This is a genomic window from Micromonospora sp. NPDC093244, assembly GCF_040683695.1.
GTDB lineage: Bacteria > Actinomycetota > Actinomycetes > Mycobacteriales > Micromonosporaceae > Micromonospora.
Genome location: NZ_JBFBEO010000001.1, coordinates 624,261 through 639,861 on the forward strand (window position 1 = coordinate 624,261; position 15,601 = coordinate 639,861).

The window sequence follows — 15,601 nt, forward strand, 5'->3', positions numbered from 1 at the left end:
TGTGGTGGGGGCTGCCCCGGAAACTTTGACCAGGTCATGCTGGTCGCGTCCACCGCCGTGAGCGCTTGATCTGGAGGCGCTCGGTGGTGGGTTACTTGAGGGGGTCGTGGCCCCAGTTCATGAGGGACCAGCGCCACTTGGTGTCGCGGACGTCGCCGGAGGGGCGCTGGGCCATGTGCCGGCGGACGTAGCCGACCACCTTGCGCATGTGCTTGTAGTCGCCCTCGGACAGGTCGGCGCGCTTGCGACGCAACAGGTCGATGATCTTCCGACCGGACTCGTGCCCGACGGACTCGCCGCCGCCGGAGCGGCCGCCCTTGTGCCAGCCGACCTGCTTCGACTCGTCGGTCTCCAGCCAGGTGGACAACTCGCGGGGCTTCATGTTCACCGCCTCGGTGAACTCCCGGTAGGTGTCCCGGCCGTCGTCACCTCTGCTCATGGCGCAGCGCCCCGGGTCGGTGGGCCACGTCGCGACCCGTTCCGTCGCTGCGAACCCGGTACTGCGGGTCGTCGGGAGCCGCGTTCACGGCCCGCCCCCGAATCCGGGTCCGCTCGGTGATCTTCCCCTGCACCACGCCGTACGCGCGGCTTCCGTGGGCCGACCAGGAGACGTGGTCGCCCTTGCGGAACCTCTGTTCGGCCATGCGCCCCGGCTACCCGACCCCGGCGGGGCGAAACGGCTACGGCCTGATCTCGGCGATCGGCAGCTTCATGTCGAACGGCTCGGTCAGCTCGATCACGTCGGCGCCGTCGGTGACCAGCTCGTACTGTCGCTCACCGCCCGGCCCCACCCGGTCGCCGATCCGGTACGCGTACACGTGCACCGGGTCCTGCTCGATCCTCCAGTAGTAGGGGATGCCGGCGGCGGCGTACTCACCGGGCTTCGCGAACCGGTCGATTCGTCGCGTGCCGGGCGAGACGATCTCCACGGCGAGCACGACGTCGGCCGGCAGCAGTGTGGACCGGTGGGACGGGATCTCGGCGTGGCAGAGCAGCACGTCCGGCAGGCGGCTCGTGTTTCGGCTGAGCGCGACGCCGACGGCCTGTGCGGCACGGAGGTCCGCCGGGGCGTGCGAGCGCAGCCACAGCCACAGCAGGCTGCAGATGTCCTGATGGCCCAGGGTGGGGGAGGGTGTCACCTGGACAACTCCGTCGACGAGTTCGACGCGGGGGGCGTCGTCCGGCAGGGCGAGCAGGTCCTCCAGCGTGTAGTCGGCACGCTGCTGCCGCATCGGATCCGGACACCAGGGGCCAGGTGATGTCGGGATGGGCTCGGCGCTCATGGGACGAGCCTACCGGCGATCGATGGAACGCAGGCCAGACAACGCGTGCGACGCGCTCACCCGGCCGGCTTCTCGGTCACGAAGATGGCGGTGCCGGGGAACAACCGTCCCCGCAGGGGGCTCCACTGCCCCCAGATCCCGTCGTGCCCCTGCGGCCACTCCGGCTCCACCAGGTCCACCAGCCGGAAACCGGCGCCGACCAGCTCGCGGACCCGGTCGCCCAGGGTGCGGTGCTGCTCGACGTAGGTGGCGACGCCCGCCTCGTCCTGCTCGACGTAGGGCGAGCGGTCGAAGTACGAGTGCACGGCCGTCAGGCCACCCTCGCCCGGGTCGTCGAGGAAGATCCACCGCATCGGGTGGGTCACCGAGAACACCCACCGGCCGCCGGGACGCAGCACCCGGTGCACCTCGGCGTGCAGCGCCGCCGAGTCGTCCACGAACGGGATCGCGCCGAACGCGGTGCACGCGAGGTCGAACGACAGGTCGGCGAACGGCAGGGCGAGCGCGTCGGCCTGCGCCAGCGGTACGCGTACCCCGGTGCGGTCGGCGGCCTCGGCGGCGTGCCGCAACATGCCGGCGGACAGGTCGAAGGCGACCGGCTGGGCGCCCTGGGTGGCGAGCCAGCGGGCGGCGGCCGCGGCGCCGCAGCCCACCTCCAGCACCCGTCGCCCCGACACGTCGCCGAGCAGCCGGGCGTCGGCCTCCCGCAGGCCCTCCGGGCACCAGACGAAGTCCACGTCGCCGAGGAACGCGCCGTGCTCGGCCTGGTAGTCGTCGGCGTCGGCGTCCCACCAGCCGCGGTTGGCGCGCCGGGCCTCGGCGTCACCCACCCGGCGCCGGGTCACCCGGCTGTCGTCATCCACCCGCCCACGCTAGGCCCCCTCGGGGCCGAGCGGCCCGCTGGGCCGACCCGACCCGCCGACCGGCTCCCGCGGTGGCTATCGGGGCGGGTGTGACGCACGAGACAGCAGGGGCGGTTTCCGGGCGATTGTTCGGCTTTCGCAGGTCATCGCATCCAGAGAAGCCGGGAGGGCTTGCACGCTGTGGTAATGCGCACGGTAGGCTAGACGATGCGCTCGCGGATCGTGTGTCTCGGCAGGGAGCAGGTGCGCGGTCGACGGAGCCACATCATGATCTCACTAGGCGATCGTTCGGTGTGCCCGGCGACGGATCCGCTGGCGCGAACAGGTCACTGCGACACCAGCCTGCTGTGACAACCCACCGACCGGAGCAACCGCCCACATGACGAGCAGCATCGAGGCCCCCTCGAGCGCCACCCGGGTCACCCACGACGATCTCGGTTCCGAGGAGGCTTTCCTCGCCGCGATCGACGAGACCATCAAGTACTTCAACGACGGCGACATTGTCGAAGGCACCGTCGTCAAGGTCGATCGGGACGAGGTCCTGCTCGACATCGGCTACAAGACCGAGGGTGTCATCCCCTCTCGGGAGTTGTCGATCAAGCACGACGTGGACCCCGCCGAGGTTGTGACTGTTGGCGACCACATCGAGGCCCTGGTCCTCCAGAAGGAGGACAAGGAGGGTCGTCTGATCCTCTCCAAGAAGCGGGCGCAGTACGAGCGGGCCTGGGGCACGATCGAGAAGATCAAGGACGAGGACGGCGTCGTCCGCGGTTCGGTCATCGAGGTGGTCAAGGGTGGCCTCATCCTCGACATCGGGCTGCGCGGCTTCCTGCCCGCGTCCCTGGTCGAGATGCGGCGCGTGCGCGACCTGCAGCCGTACGTCGGGCGGGAGCTCGAGGCCAAGATCATCGAGCTGGACAAGAACCGCAACAACGTGGTCCTGTCCCGCCGGGCCTGGCTGGAGCAGACGCAGTCCGAGGTGCGCACCGAGTTCCTCAACAAGCTGCAGAAGGGCCAGGTCCGCAAGGGCGTCGTGTCCTCGATCGTCAACTTCGGCGCCTTCGTGGACCTCGGCGGCGTCGACGGTCTGGTGCACGTCTCCGAGCTGTCCTGGAAGCACATCGACCACCCGTCCGAGGTCGTCGAGGTGGGCCAGGAGGTCGAGGTCGAGGTCCTGGACGTCGACCTGGACCGCGAGCGCGTCTCCCTGTCGCTGAAGGCGACGCAGGAGGACCCGTGGCGTCAGTTCGCCCGCACCCACGCGATCCAGCAGATCGTGCCCGGTAAGGTCACCAAGCTGGTTCCGTTCGGCGCGTTCGTCCGGGTGGACGACGGCATCGAGGGCCTGGTCCACATCTCCGAGCTGGCCGAGCGCCACGTGGAGATCCCGGAGCAGGTCGTCCAGGTCGGCTCCGAGGTCATGGTCAAGGTCATCGACATCGACCTGGAGCGTCGCCGGATCTCGCTGTCGCTCAAGCAGGCCAACGAGGGCTTCGTCGAGGGCGAGGAGCACTTCGACCCGACCCTCTACGGCATGGCCGCGACGTACGACACCGAGGGCAACTACATCTACCCGGAGGGCTTCGACCCGGAGACGGGCGAGTGGCTCGAGGGGTACGACAAGCAGCGCGAGACCTGGGAGAACCAGTACGCCGAGGCCCGTCAGCGTTGGGAGGCCCACACCAAGCAGGTGCAGACCTCTCGGGCCGCCGACGCCGAGGCCGCTGCCAACCCGACTCCGGCCGTCCCGGCCGCCGCTGGGGGCACCACCTCCTCGTCGTCCAGCCCGGCCCCGAGCCGGCAGGCCGAGGAGCCGGCCGGCACGCTGGCCACCGACGAGGCGCTCGCCGCACTGCGGGAGAAGCTCGCCGGCGGTAAGTGACCCGCTGAACGACGACAGGCCCCGTCCCCGCGATCTTCGGATCGCCGGGGGCGGGGCCTTCGCCGTTCGTAGGCCCGGCCTTCGCCGTTCGTGGACCCGGCCGTGCTGCGCACTCCGGACCGGGCGCGACGCGCGGCCGGCGCGGTGCCGGGTTTGGCGGCGGGCACGGTGATCCGGTTGACTGGTCGGGTGCTGAGGGTGGGGTTGACCGGTGGAATCGGATCGGGCAAGAGCGCGGTGGCCGCGCGGCTCGTCGAGCGGGGCGCGGTGCTCATCGACGCCGACCAGATCGCCCGCGAGGTCGTCGCACCTGGCAGCCCGGGCCTGGCCGAGATCGTCGCCGCCTTCTCCGACCGGGTGCTGGACGCCGACGGCGCGTTGGACCGGGCCGCGCTGGGCGCCGTGGTGTTCGCCGACGAGGCGGCCCGCCGTCGGCTGGAGGCCATCACCCATCCTCGGGTGCGGGCCCGTACCGCCGAGCTGACGGCCGCGGCACCACCCGACGCGGTAGTCGTCAACGACGTGCCGCTGCTCGTGGAGGTCGGACTCGCGCCCGCGTACAACCTGGTGGTCGTGGTGCAGGCGGCCGTGTCGACGCGACTGGACCGGCTGGTGCGCACCCGGGGGATGGACCGGGCGGACGCCGAGCGGCGGATCGCCGCGCAGGCCGACGACGACCGTCGCCGCGCGGCGGCGGACGTGGTGCTGACGAACGACGCGTCCCTGACGGCGCTGCACACCGCCGTCGACGAGCTGTGGGAGCGGCGTCTGCTGCCCTACGAGCGCAACCTGCGGTCGCGCCGGGTGGTGCCGCCGGCCCGGGTCGACAGGACGGTGGCCGACCCGACGTGGCCCGAGCAGTACGCCCGGCTGGCCGCGCGGATCCGGCAGGCGCTCGCGCCGGCCGAACTCCGGATCGACCACGTCGGTCCGACGGCGGTGCCCGGCGTCGCCGCGGAGGACGTCATCGACGTGCAGGTGGCGCTGCCCGACCTCGCCGACGCCGACGGGGTGTTCACCGACCGGTTGGCGAACGCCGGGTTTCCCCGGGTGCCGGGCCAGTGGTGGGACGACCCGCGGCCGGTCGGCGGCGGCCGTTGGGAGAAGCGGCTGCACGGCAGCGCCGACCCGGGCCGCCCGGTGCGCCTGCACGTGCGCCAGGTCGACTCGCCGGGCTGGCGGCACGCGTTGCTGATGCGCGACCACCTGCGGGCCGACCCTGACCGGCGGTCCGCGTACTTGCTGCTCAAGCGGGAGCTGGTCGACGCCGCGCCGGACGCCAGCGGGTCCGGTACGGCGCGCGACCCGTGGTTCGACGAGGAGTACCTGCGCGCCGAGCAGTGGGCCGCGCAGACCGGTTGGCGGCCCTGAGGGTCACGGACTCCGCGGCGCGGGGGTCAGCGCGGCCGGGCGGCCGGGCGGGTCGTGGCCGGTGGCCGGGGCGCCGGGCCCAGCCGGGGCATGACGCCGGGGCTGAGGTCCAGTTGCGCCCACATGCCGGCGCTGGTGTGCAGTTCCAGCCGGCGCAGTGAGCCGTCGCGGTCGATCCAGTAGCGCAGCCGGCCGGGGCCGGTGCCCAGCTCGATGACGTCCACGGTCCGCCCGTCGGCGACGTCCTCGCGTACCCGTTGGGCCGGTCCGCGCCGCACGTCCGTGCCGGCGGCGAGCGCGGCCCCGGCCAGGACGCTCAGGTCGTCCGTGCCGGTGCGGTCGAAGCGCCAGGGGCCGGCGGGCGGTGGCATGGGTGGCCGGCCGGGCGTCTCGGCGGTGCCGCCGCCACCGGCCGTGGCGGGCACGTCCGCGCGGGCCTGCGTCGCGGCGTCCCGCCACAGCAGGGTCCGCCGGTCGGGTACGCCGAGGTCGGCGACCGCCAGGTAGGCGGTGCGCGTGGTCCAGCTCAACCAGCCGGCGCCCCGCAGGTTGGTGTCGGTGCCCACCGGCGCGGTGAGAGTCGCCGTGGCGCCACCGCCCTGGGCCCGCAGCCGGGCGGGTAGCCGGTCCAGCCGGCGCCGCTCGGCGTCGGTGAGCGCGCGGGGCAGCCCGGGCCGGCCGCCGAGCGCGTCCACGGGGCGCAGCGTCGGGCGGTCCGCGCGGTTGAGGGTCACCGTGACCGGGCCGACTCCGGGCAGCCGGGTCACCAGCTTGTGCAGCCGGGCGTCCCCGTCGAGCCAGTAGCGGGGCTGCCCGTCGTCGGGCGCGGCCGGGCTGGCCGGTGTCGCGGCCGGCAGTGTCGCGGCGGGCAGTGGGGCGGCGAGGACGTCCACCGGACCGCCGGCGACGGTGTCCCGGGCAACCCAGCGGCCCACCGTCGGCGACGGGTCGGGCCGGTCGGCGCAGAGGCCGAGGAGCAGGTCGAGCACCGGTGCCAGGCCCGTGCCGGGCGTCAGGCGGTGCTGCCGCCAGCGGTCGGCGGGAGGCACCAGGGGAGGCGCGGCGGGGGTGGGCACCGCCGCCGGGTCCGGCCGGACCACCAGTGCCGGGCCGACGCGCTGCAACAGGCCCCGCTCGATGCCGGCGCCCGGCCCGCCCACGTCCAGGTAGAGCAGGGACCGCGACCAGTCCACCCAGCCGACCAGTTCGGTGCGCTCGGCGCCGGTGCCGGCCGTGACACGGACCCCGGCGCGCAGGTCCCGCAGGTTGGTGACACGCATCGCGGCCAGTCGCTCGCCCTCGGCGAGGGTGAGCGGCCGGGCCGGCTCGGGTGGGTCGGGAGCCCAGCTCAGCAGCCCGATCACCAGCGCCGTCGCGGACATCGCCGCGGTCAGGCCGAGCAGCAGCAGCACCGTGCGCCGTCGGCGGGCGGGTGGCGTCGGGCCGTCGGACCGGGGCGCGTCGCCGGAGTCGGTGTCGGTTGCCGGGTGCGCAGAGGTGTCCACGGATGTGAAACGGGTGGAGCGCGACGGGGTGACGAGCAGGGGCGCTCGCGGCGGCCGGTCTGCGCCTCGAGCGCGACCACACAGGTGCGCACGCCGGACGTGCCGGGTGCTGCGACCCGCAGTGCCGGGGGCGACCGGCCGAGATGACGGCCCGGCCACCGGCCCGGTCGGCCGCCGCGAGCGGCCTACGTCGAAAGCCTAGCGCCGGTGACATGTGCCACACAATGGGAATATTGAAGCTGATCACGTACCCGGCGTGACGGCCGATCCTGTCGGACCTCCGGCGTACCGTTGAGGTCATGGCGCTCGACATTCCCCGGCTGGACAGCCGCTTCCAGGTCGTCAGTGAGTTCCAGCCGGCCGGTGACCAACCGGCCGCCATCGACGATCTTGAGCGACGCGTGCGGCGTGGCGACCGTAACACGGTGCTGCTCGGCGCGACAGGCACCGGCAAGAGCGCCACGACGGCGTGGCTGATCGAGCGGTTGCAGCGCCCGACCCTGGTGCTCGCCCCCAACAAGACGCTCTGCGCGCAGCTGGCCAAGGAGTTCAGCGAGCTGATGCCGCACAACGCTGTCGAATACTTCGTCTCGTACTACGACTACTACCAGCCCGAGGCGTACATTCCGCAGACCGACACCTACATCGAGAAGGACTCCTCGATCAACGAGGAGGTCGAGCGGCTGCGGCACTCGGCGACGATGTCGCTGCTCACCCGCCGCGACGTGATCGTGGTGGCGACCGTCTCGGCGATCTACGGTCTGGGCACCCCGGAGGAGTACCTGGACCGGGCGGTCCGGGTCGGGGTCGGCCAGGAGCTCGACCGCGACCAGTTGCTGCGCCGGTTGGTCGACATCCAGTACACCCGCAACGACATGGCCTTCCAGCGGGGCACGTTCCGGGTCCGGGGCGACACCCTGGAGATCATTCCGGCGTACGAGGAGCTGGCGGTCCGCATCGAGCTGTTCGGCGACGAGGTGGAGAAGCTCTACTACCTCAACCCGCTGACCGGTGACGTGGTCCGCGAGGTCGACAAGCTGGTGATCTTCCCGGCGACGCACTACGCGGCAGGCCCGGAGCGGATGGAGCGGGCGATCCGCGACATCGAGGCGGAGCTGGCCGAGCGGCTGGCCGAGCTGGAACGGCAGGGCAAGCTGCTGGAGGCGCAGCGGCTGCGGATGCGCACCACCTACGACATCGAGATGATGCGGCAGGTCGGCTTCTGCTCCGGCATCGAGAACTACTCGATGCACATGGACGGGCGGCTGCCCGGCAGCCCGCCGCACTGCCTGCTCGACTACTTCCCCGACGACTTCCTCACCGTGGTCGACGAGTCGCACGTGACGATCCCGCAGATCGGCAGCATGTACGAGGGTGACGCCTCCCGGAAGCGGATGCTCATCGACCACGGCTTCCGGCTGCCCAGCGCCGCCGACAACCGGCCGCTGCGCTTCGACGAGTTCCTGGAGCGGGTCGGCCAGATGGTCTACCTCTCCGCGACCCCCGGGCCGTGGGAGCTGGAGCAGTCCCAGGGTGAGTTCGTCGAGCAGGTCATCCGCCCCACCGGCCTGATCGACCCGGAGGTCGTCATCAAGCCGACCAAGGGTCAGATCGACGACCTCATGCACGAGATCAAGCTGCGCACCGAGAAGGACGAGCGGGTCCTGGTCACCACGCTGACCAAGAAGATGGCCGAGGACCTGTCGGACTACCTGCTCGAGAACGGCATCCGGGTGCGCTACCTGCACTCGGAGGTGGACACGCTGCGCCGGGTGGAGCTGCTGCGCGAGCTGCGCAAGGGCGAGTACGACGTGCTGGTCGGCATCAACCTGCTCCGCGAGGGTCTGGACCTGCCCGAGGTGTCGCTGGTGGCGATCCTCGACGCCGACAAGGAGGGCTTCCTGCGCAGCGGCCGTTCGCTGATCCAGACCATCGGGCGGGCCGCCCGTAACGTGTCCGGGCAGGTGCACATGTACGCGGACAAGATCACCCCGTCGATGGCGGCGGCGATCGACGAGACCGACAGGCGTCGGGCCAAGCAGATCGCCCACAACGAGGCAAACGGCATCAGCCCGGAGCCGCTGCGCAAGAAGATCCACGACATCCTGGACGACATCTACCGCGAGGCGGAGGACACCGAGAACTCCCGGGTCGGCGGCGCGGTGCGCCAGCTCTCCCGGGGCAAGGCGCCCGTCAAGGAGACGCGCAGCCGGAGTCGGGCCGGCGCCTCCACTCCCTCGCGGGAGGGGATGGCCCGTGCCGACCTCGCCCAGCTCATCCAGGAGCTCAACGACCAGATGCTGGCCGCCGCCCGCGAGTTGCAGTTCGAGCTGGCGGCGCGGATCCGCGACGAGGTGGCCGACCTGAAGAAGGAGCTGCGCGGGATGGACGCCGCAGGCGTGAAGTGACGACGGTCCCCGGCGACGCGCGGGTGGGCGCGGCCGGTCGGGGCGGGGGAGGGCGGTCGGGTTGACAGCGGTGACGCCTGCCGACGAGATGGTCGTCGGCCTGCCCGAGGTCCGGTTGCGGCCGTTCGTCGACAGGTACATCGGCTACCGGGAACGCGCCGATGTGCCGCTGGTCCGCCGGGAGACCGCGGGCGTGTTCGTGGTGCTGATCCTGGGTTGGGGCGCCCCGCTGGACGTGACCGACCCGCGCAGTGCGGAGCGCGGCGTCCGGCGGGTGGACTCGTTCGTGGCCGGCACGTTCGACGGCTGGTGCACGACCCGCACGGTGGGGGTGGGGGAGGGCGTCGAGCTGCTGTTGTCGCCGCTGACCGCCCGCCGCCTTCTCGGCCTGCCGCTGGGTGAGCTGACCAACCGGGCGGTGGGTGTCGGGCAACTCCCGGGCGGTTGGCTCGATCGGCTGCGGTACCGGCTGGCCGACGCGCCGGACTGGCCGCGCCGTTTCGCGCTCCTCGACGCGGCGCTCGCCGCCCGGCTGGCGGCGTCCCCACCTGTCGACGCCCGGCTCGACTGGGCCTGGCGGTGGCTCGTGGCACGGGGTGGGCAGGGTGGCGTGGGCGCGCTCGCCACCGAGCTGGGATGGAGCCGGCGGCACCTGGCGGCCCGGTTCCGGCAGGAGGTCGGCCTGCCGCCCAAGACGGCGGCCCGGCTGCTGCGCTTCCAGCAGGCCCGCGCGGCACTGGGCAGCGCGGACGCGGCGACCGGAACGGCGTCGGCCGGGCGGGCCGTCGACTGGGCCGAGGTGGCGGCCCGTTGCGGGTACTACGACCAGTCCCACCTTATCCGGGACTTCCACCAGTTCGCCGGAACCACCCCGGCGGCACTTCTCGCCGCCCGCCCGGCGGGCTGACCGCCGGCCTGCCGCAGGTCACATTCGTCCAATCGGGAGCGGTCCGTGGGCGGGAGACTCGTCGTATGCGAACCGTCTATCCGATCCTTCGGTATCCCGATCCCCGCGCCGCGATCGACTGGCTCTGCTCCGCCTTCGGTTTCCAGGTGCACGCCGTGTACGACGCGCCGGACGGCACTGTCGCGCACGCCGAACTCGTCCTGGACACCGGCATGATCATGCTGGGTCCCCGTGTCGACGGGGCGCCCCGGCCGGCCGACGACGACTGGGCCCTCTACGTGGCTGTGCCGGATGTCGACGCGCACTGCGCCCGGGCCCGAGCCGCCGGCGCGGACGTCACCCGGGAGCCGTACAACACCGACTACGGGTCCCGTGACTACGCCGCCCGTGACCTCGCCGGCATCCCGTGGGCGTTCGGCACGCACCGGCCCTGAGCCGCCGGTGGACGCCGGCCGGGCGACGCGGGGGCGCCCGGTCGGCGTCGGCCACCGGGTGCGGAAACCGCACGTGCCTGTCGGTCCGGCCCGGTGGGTGATGGACCTCCCCGGTTGCGGTCTGCGAGCAAGGTATTGCACTGGGTGATCGTCCTGCGTACTCTCCCTCGGTGGGGAGGCCGGGATGCCGCTGCCAACAAGTCCTGTCATTCGACGAGTACGTCTGGGCGCAGAACTGCGCCAGTTGCGCCGACGTGAGGCGCTGACCCTGGAACAGGTCTGTGACCGGCTGGGGTGGGCCTCGACGTCGAAGTTGTCCCGCATCGAGCTGGGGCAGAGCCGACCGGACCTCGCCGACGTGCTGGACCTGCTGGACGTCTACCAGGTGCCGTCGCCGGCCCGCGAGGCGCTGATCGTGATCGCCCGGGACGCGGCCACCAGCCGGGGCTGGTGGAGGACGTTCGGTGAGATGAGCGAGCGGCAACGCACGTACGCCGAACTGGAGGCCGGTGCGGCGCACATCGTCGAGTACCAGCCGGCGATCGTGCCGGGGCTGCTCCAGACACCGGCGTACGCCCGGTTGCGGGTCGCCGCCGGCGCCCTGCTCGCGCCCGACGTGAACGTGGAGGTGGAGGTGCGCGCCCGGGCGCTGCGCCAGGAGGTGCTGCGCCGGGCCGACCCGCCGCGCTACACGGCGGTGCTCGCCGAGGCGGCCTGCGACCCGGGCGACCTGCCCGTCGAGGTGTGGCGCGAACAGTTGCGGCACCTGGTCGCCGTGACCGGGCTGGCGCACGTGACGGTGCGGCTGCTGCCGCGTGGGGCGGCCGGTGGCGGCCTGCACCCGCTCACGCCGTACTCCTGCTATGCCTTTCCCGACCCGGCGGACCCGCGGACGGTGATGTTGGAGGCGTTGACCACCGACGTGCGGCTGGCCACGGTGCTGGACGTCGACCGCTACGAGCGGATGACCGAGGCCCTGCTGGCGGCCGCGCTGTCACCGGAGGAGTCGGTCACCGCGCTGGCCCGGCGCGTCGGCGAGTGAGGGCGGGCACGGTGGTGCCCGCGCGGCCACCGGGCCCGGCGCCCCCGAGCCCGTCGGGACCGGCGACCGGCGCGTGCGCGGGCACGCTATCTGGGGGGTACGACAGCTTCGCTCAGGCCGGTACGTCGAGGAAGTGCTCGACCACTGGCGGCCCGGCGAAGTGCGGGCCGATCAGGGCGCGCCACTGCTCGAACCGCTCGGTGGCCCGGAAGTTCTCCTCGTGCGCCTCGACCGAGTCCCATTCGACGAGCAGCACGAACCGGGTCGGGGACTCGATGCCCCGGGTCATCCGCACCGACCGGCAGCCGGTGGCCCCGGCCAGGATCGGGTGACCCTCGGCGTACGCGGCGGCGAACGCGTCCTCGTGTCCGGGCAGTACGTCGATCAACGCGACCTCAAGCACCATGTCGCACAGCCTCCCACGGTCCGGGGGAGCGGCGGCCTCGTGGGGTCGGCGTCCACGCCGGACCTGCACTAGCCTCCTAGGACACGCGTGCGGGTGTGATGTGCGCGATACCGGTGGGCGCAGCCACCGGCTGCCCGGGGTGTGATCACGGCGCGTGGTGGGCAACAATGGTCATTGAGGAGGGGAGTATTCCCCCGCGTCGGAGTCGTCAGCACGGTCGATCGCCGCAAGCCCCGGGCGTCCCGACCCGGCTCCGTCGGTCGTCGCCCGGTGGGGCGGCGGCGGAAGAGACCTCCGACAGTCACCAGAGTGAGCGTCACCGGTACACCGGCCTCCCCACGAGCGTACGGTGTGCCCGACGTCGCGTGTCTGCCGGAGGATGGAAACGTTGGACGTGTCCGGATTGGTGTGGGCGGGGACCCTCGTCGCACTGACTGCGGTTCTGCTCGTCGACCTGTTGATCATCGGTCGGCGTCCGCACGAGCCGAGCGTGCGGGAGTCGAGCCTCTGGGTCGCGTTCTACGTCGGCCTGGCCCTGCTCTTCGGCGCCGGCCTCTGGTTGACCTCCGGGGCCAGTGCGGCGGGGCAGTTCTACACGGGCTGGCTCACCGAGTACAGCCTCTCGGTGGACAACCTCTTCGTCTTCGTGATCATCATGGCCCGCTTCGGGGTGCCCCGGCAGTACCAGCAGAAGGTGCTGCTCATCGGCATCGTGCTGGCACTGGTGATGCGCGGCGGGTTCATCGCGGCGGGCGCCGCGCTGATCTCGCAGTTCTCCTGGGTCTTCTACATCTTCGGCGCGTTCCTGATCTACACGGCGGTCAACCTCGCCCGCCAGGGTGAGCCGGACGAGGACGAGTTCTCCGAGAACCTGCTGATCCGCTGGAGCCGCCGGGCGCTGCCGATCTCCAAGGGCTACGACGACGCGAAGCTGATGACCCACGAGAACGGCAAGCGGCTGTTCACCCCGATGCTCATCGTGATGATCGCGATCGGCACCACCGACCTGATCTTCGCCCTGGACTCGATCCCGGCGATCTTCGGCATCACACAGGAGCCGTACCTGGTCTTCACCGCCAACGTGTTCGCGCTGATGGGCCTGCGGCAGCTCTACTTCCTGCTCGGCGGCCTGCTGGACCGGCTGATCTACCTGAGCTACGGCCTGGCCGTGGTGCTCGGTTTCATCGGGGTCAAGCTCGTGCTGGAGGCGCTTGCCGACAACAACCTGCCGTTCATCAACGGCGGGGAGCACGTGGGCTGGGCGCCGCACATCCCGATCTGGCTCTCGCTGCTGGTCATCCTCGGCACGCTGGGCGTCGCCACCGCCGCCAGTCTGATCAAGTCCTCCCGGGACCGGCGCCGCGAGCTGACCGACGCCCGACGCTGACGTCGCGCCGGCCGGGCGTCCGGACGCCCGGCCGGTGTCAGACCCGGTGCGCGCCGACCAGGGTGGCGGTGCGCTCGGCCGGCAGGGCCTCCTCGACGACCCGCCGCCGCCGGTAGCAGGCGTGCAACATCCGTCGCTGCTCCCCGCCGGGCGGCGCGGTGACGATCCCGATGTGGTGGATGCCGCGGCCGGGTCGCGCGAAGAAGTAGAGGTCGCCGGGGCGCTCCGCGCCCAGCGGCAGGGGAGTGGTGGCCACCGCCTGGTCGTCGGCGTCGCGGGGCAGCAGGACCCCGAAGCGCCGCCACGCCAGGTGCACCAGCCCGGAACAGTCGATGCCGTACGACGACAGCCCACCCCACACGTACGCCACGTCCAGCAGGCGCTGCGCCACGGCGAGCACCTGCTCCGCGTTCGGCGGCTCGGTGGACGGCGGGGCGAGGTCGCCCTCGGACAGCCAGAGCGGCGTGGGCTGGCCGGGGACGTGCACCGGCTGCCAGCCGTCGCGGGCCGGGCCGGCCGGCACGAGGCGGGTCCCGACGACCACGCCTGGCACCACGACAGGCCCGTTCGGCGTGGCGCGCAGCCCGGTGACCGTCGCGTCCACCACAAGCGCGTCCCCGGCGACGGCCGGGTCGACGGGGGTGAGCTGGTCGGCGGGGAGCCAGCCCGGGTAGCCGCGGGGGTCCAGTTTGGCGGCCGGCTGCTCGACGGCGACCACCCGCGCCCAGCCGTCCGGGCGTAGCTCGCTGACCAGGACCCGCTCGCCGAGCAGGAGTTGGCTCAGCACGCAGTCGCCTACCTGCTGGTCGGTGTCCAGACCGGAGATCCAGGCCGAGATGTCGGCACCGGCGCTCAACGCCGGGCCGTCGACCGGGCGGACCGCCTCGGGGGAGGTCCACAGGGTGGCCACCGCGACCCGGACGAGGGCCTCGCGGCCCGTTTGCAGATCCACGTCAACCCCCAGCTCGAATCGGCTGTCCCGGGGAAACTCTATGAAAGAAACCAACGGCCATCAACCTCGGTCTTGCACCTTAGCTTCAGCCAGGCCGGAAATGCCCAGGCCAGGGGCCTCCGGCAGCACCACAGTCGCCCCGTCGTAGCGGATACCACCCTGCACCGGCGACCAGGCCAGCCACCAGCCGGCGTCCAGGTCCGCCACGGCCGTGGTGCCGTACGCCGCGACCAGGCTCGCCGCCGCGCCGATGCCCACCTGACTCTCCATCATCGACCCGACCACAGTGCCGAGGCCGTGCGCGGCGGCCAGCTCCAGCAGAGTGCGCGCCGGCTGCAACCCGCCGCACTTGGCAAGCTTGACGTTCACCATGTCGGCGGCCCGGCGACGGATCACCTCCACCAGGTCACGCACCCCGAAGACCGCCTCGTCGGCGAGGATCGGCACGGACACCCGGTCGCTGACCCACGCCAGACCGTCCAGGTCCCAGCGCGCCACCGGCTGCTCGACCAGTTCCACGTCGAGGCCGGCGTCCTCGATACCCCTGATCACCCGTACCGCCTCGCGGGGCGTCCACCCCTGGTTGGCGTCCAGCCGGATCCGGACCCCGGCGCCTACCGCCGCGCGGACCGCCCGCACCCGGTCCAGGTCACCTGCCGCGTCGGTGCCCACCTTCATCTTGAGCACGCCGAAACCGTCGGCCTGCCGCTGCCGCGCGGCCGCCGCCAGGTCGACCGCGTCGCCGGCCGCGAGGGTCACGTCCGTCGGGACCCGCAGCGCCGTGCCACCCAGCAGACGCACCAGCGGTACGCCCAAACGCCGGGCGGCCAGGTCGTGCAGCGCCACGTCCACAGCCGCCTTCGCGGCCTCGTTACCGACCACCGCCCGCTGCACCTGCGCGCAGCGGGCCACCAGGTCGTCCGGGTCACGGCCGATCAACAGCGGCCCGAGCAGCTCGCGTACGCACGCCTGGGAACCGGCGACCGACGCCCCGGTGACCTGCCAGACCTGCGGTGCCTCGCCGAAACCTGACCGGCCGTCGGCGTCGACGAGTTCGACGACCAGGGTGTCGACAGTCGTGGTGCGGCGCAGCGCGGTGACGAACGGGGTGTGTAAGGGGGCGGAAACCCGGTGGGTGCGTACCGCCGAGATCGTCATGTG

General features: G+C 72.3%; 15 protein-coding genes. 7 read left to right on the plus strand and 8 right to left on the minus strand.

Features of this window, described 5'->3' with window-relative positions; translation table 11 throughout:
- Positions 1-91: 91 nt before the first annotated feature.
- The 4 genes from AB0N27_RS02905 to AB0N27_RS02920 are packed head-to-tail and all read right to left on the minus strand — an operon-like array spanning position 92 to position 2,146.
- Positions 92-439, minus strand: a complete 348-nt coding sequence (locus tag AB0N27_RS02905) for a DUF3140 domain-containing protein (RefSeq protein ID WP_357993731.1) — start codon at positions 437-439, stop codon at positions 92-94.
- Positions 426-644 carry a DUF2945 domain-containing protein gene (locus AB0N27_RS02910; protein ID WP_364362688.1) on the minus strand — a complete coding sequence of 73 codons (219 nt, stop codon included), beginning with the start codon at positions 642-644 and terminating at the stop codon, positions 426-428. Before AB0N27_RS02910 ends, AB0N27_RS02905 begins: the two co-directional genes overlap by 14 nt.
- Positions 645-680: 36 nt before the next feature.
- Positions 681-1,283 carry a Uma2 family endonuclease gene (locus AB0N27_RS02915; protein ID WP_364362689.1) on the minus strand — a complete coding sequence of 201 codons (603 nt, stop codon included), beginning with the start codon at positions 1,281-1,283 and terminating at the stop codon, positions 681-683.
- 56 nt (positions 1,284-1,339) lie between these two features.
- Entirely contained in the window at positions 1,340-2,146 is an 807-nt protein-coding gene (locus tag AB0N27_RS02920; RefSeq protein ID WP_364362690.1) for a class I SAM-dependent methyltransferase, read from the minus strand.
- Positions 2,147-2,525: 379 nt separating this feature from the next.
- Here AB0N27_RS02920 and rpsA point away from each other — a divergent pair, with 379 nt between their 5' ends.
- On the plus strand, positions 2,526-4,028 hold the full coding sequence (gene rpsA, locus AB0N27_RS02925; RefSeq protein ID WP_364362691.1) for a 30S ribosomal protein S1: 1,503 nt from the start codon (positions 2,526-2,528) through the stop codon (positions 4,026-4,028).
- A gap of 189 nt (positions 4,029-4,217) precedes the next feature.
- The gene (coaE, locus tag AB0N27_RS02930) at positions 4,218-5,399 is read left to right on the plus strand and encodes a dephospho-CoA kinase (RefSeq protein WP_364365993.1); all 1,182 of its coding nucleotides are present in this window, start codon (positions 4,218-4,220) and stop codon (positions 5,397-5,399) included.
- Between the two features lie 26 nt (positions 5,400-5,425).
- Here the strand turns inward: coaE and AB0N27_RS02935 are convergent, their stop codons facing one another.
- On the minus strand, positions 5,426-6,904 hold the full coding sequence (locus AB0N27_RS02935; protein WP_364362692.1) for a hypothetical protein: 1,479 nt from the start codon (positions 6,902-6,904) through the stop codon (positions 5,426-5,428).
- Between the two features lie 299 nt (positions 6,905-7,203).
- Here AB0N27_RS02935 and uvrB point away from each other — a divergent pair, with 299 nt between their 5' ends.
- From uvrB to AB0N27_RS02955, 4 genes are all read left to right on the plus strand, one after another.
- Entirely contained in the window at positions 7,204-9,312 is a 2,109-nt protein-coding gene (gene uvrB / locus AB0N27_RS02940; RefSeq protein WP_364362693.1) for an excinuclease ABC subunit UvrB, read from the plus strand.
- A 70-nt stretch (positions 9,313-9,382) separates the two neighbouring features.
- Complete coding sequence (locus AB0N27_RS02945; RefSeq protein WP_364362694.1) at positions 9,383-10,219, plus strand: helix-turn-helix domain-containing protein; 837 nt, start codon at positions 9,383-9,385, stop codon at positions 10,217-10,219.
- Between the two features lie 65 nt (positions 10,220-10,284).
- On the plus strand, positions 10,285-10,653 hold the full coding sequence (locus AB0N27_RS02950) for a VOC family protein (protein WP_364362695.1): 369 nt from the start codon (positions 10,285-10,287) through the stop codon (positions 10,651-10,653).
- 184 nt (positions 10,654-10,837) lie between these two features.
- Entirely contained in the window at positions 10,838-11,695 is an 858-nt protein-coding gene (locus AB0N27_RS02955) for a helix-turn-helix transcriptional regulator (RefSeq protein WP_364362696.1), read from the plus strand.
- Between the two features lie 112 nt (positions 11,696-11,807).
- Here the strand turns inward: AB0N27_RS02955 and AB0N27_RS02960 are convergent, their stop codons facing one another.
- Positions 11,808-12,101 carry an antibiotic biosynthesis monooxygenase family protein gene (locus tag AB0N27_RS02960; RefSeq protein WP_364362697.1) on the minus strand — a complete coding sequence of 98 codons (294 nt, stop codon included), beginning with the start codon at positions 12,099-12,101 and terminating at the stop codon, positions 11,808-11,810.
- A 388-nt stretch (positions 12,102-12,489) separates the two neighbouring features.
- On the opposite strand from AB0N27_RS02960, the gene AB0N27_RS02965 reads away from it, so the two are divergent.
- On the plus strand, positions 12,490-13,488 hold the full coding sequence (locus AB0N27_RS02965; RefSeq protein WP_364362698.1) for a TerC family protein: 999 nt from the start codon (positions 12,490-12,492) through the stop codon (positions 13,486-13,488).
- Positions 13,489-13,525: 37 nt separating this feature from the next.
- On the opposite strand, the gene AB0N27_RS02970 is transcribed toward AB0N27_RS02965, so the two are convergent.
- The gene (locus AB0N27_RS02970; RefSeq protein ID WP_364362699.1) at positions 13,526-14,440 is read right to left on the minus strand and encodes an NlpC/P60 family protein; all 915 of its coding nucleotides are present in this window, start codon (positions 14,438-14,440) and stop codon (positions 13,526-13,528) included.
- A 60-nt stretch (positions 14,441-14,500) separates the two neighbouring features.
- A complete protein-coding gene (locus AB0N27_RS02975; RefSeq protein ID WP_364362700.1) occupies positions 14,501-15,598 on the minus strand; it encodes a dipeptide epimerase in 1,098 nt (365 codons plus the stop codon).
- Between the last annotated feature and the right edge of the window lie 3 nt (positions 15,599-15,601).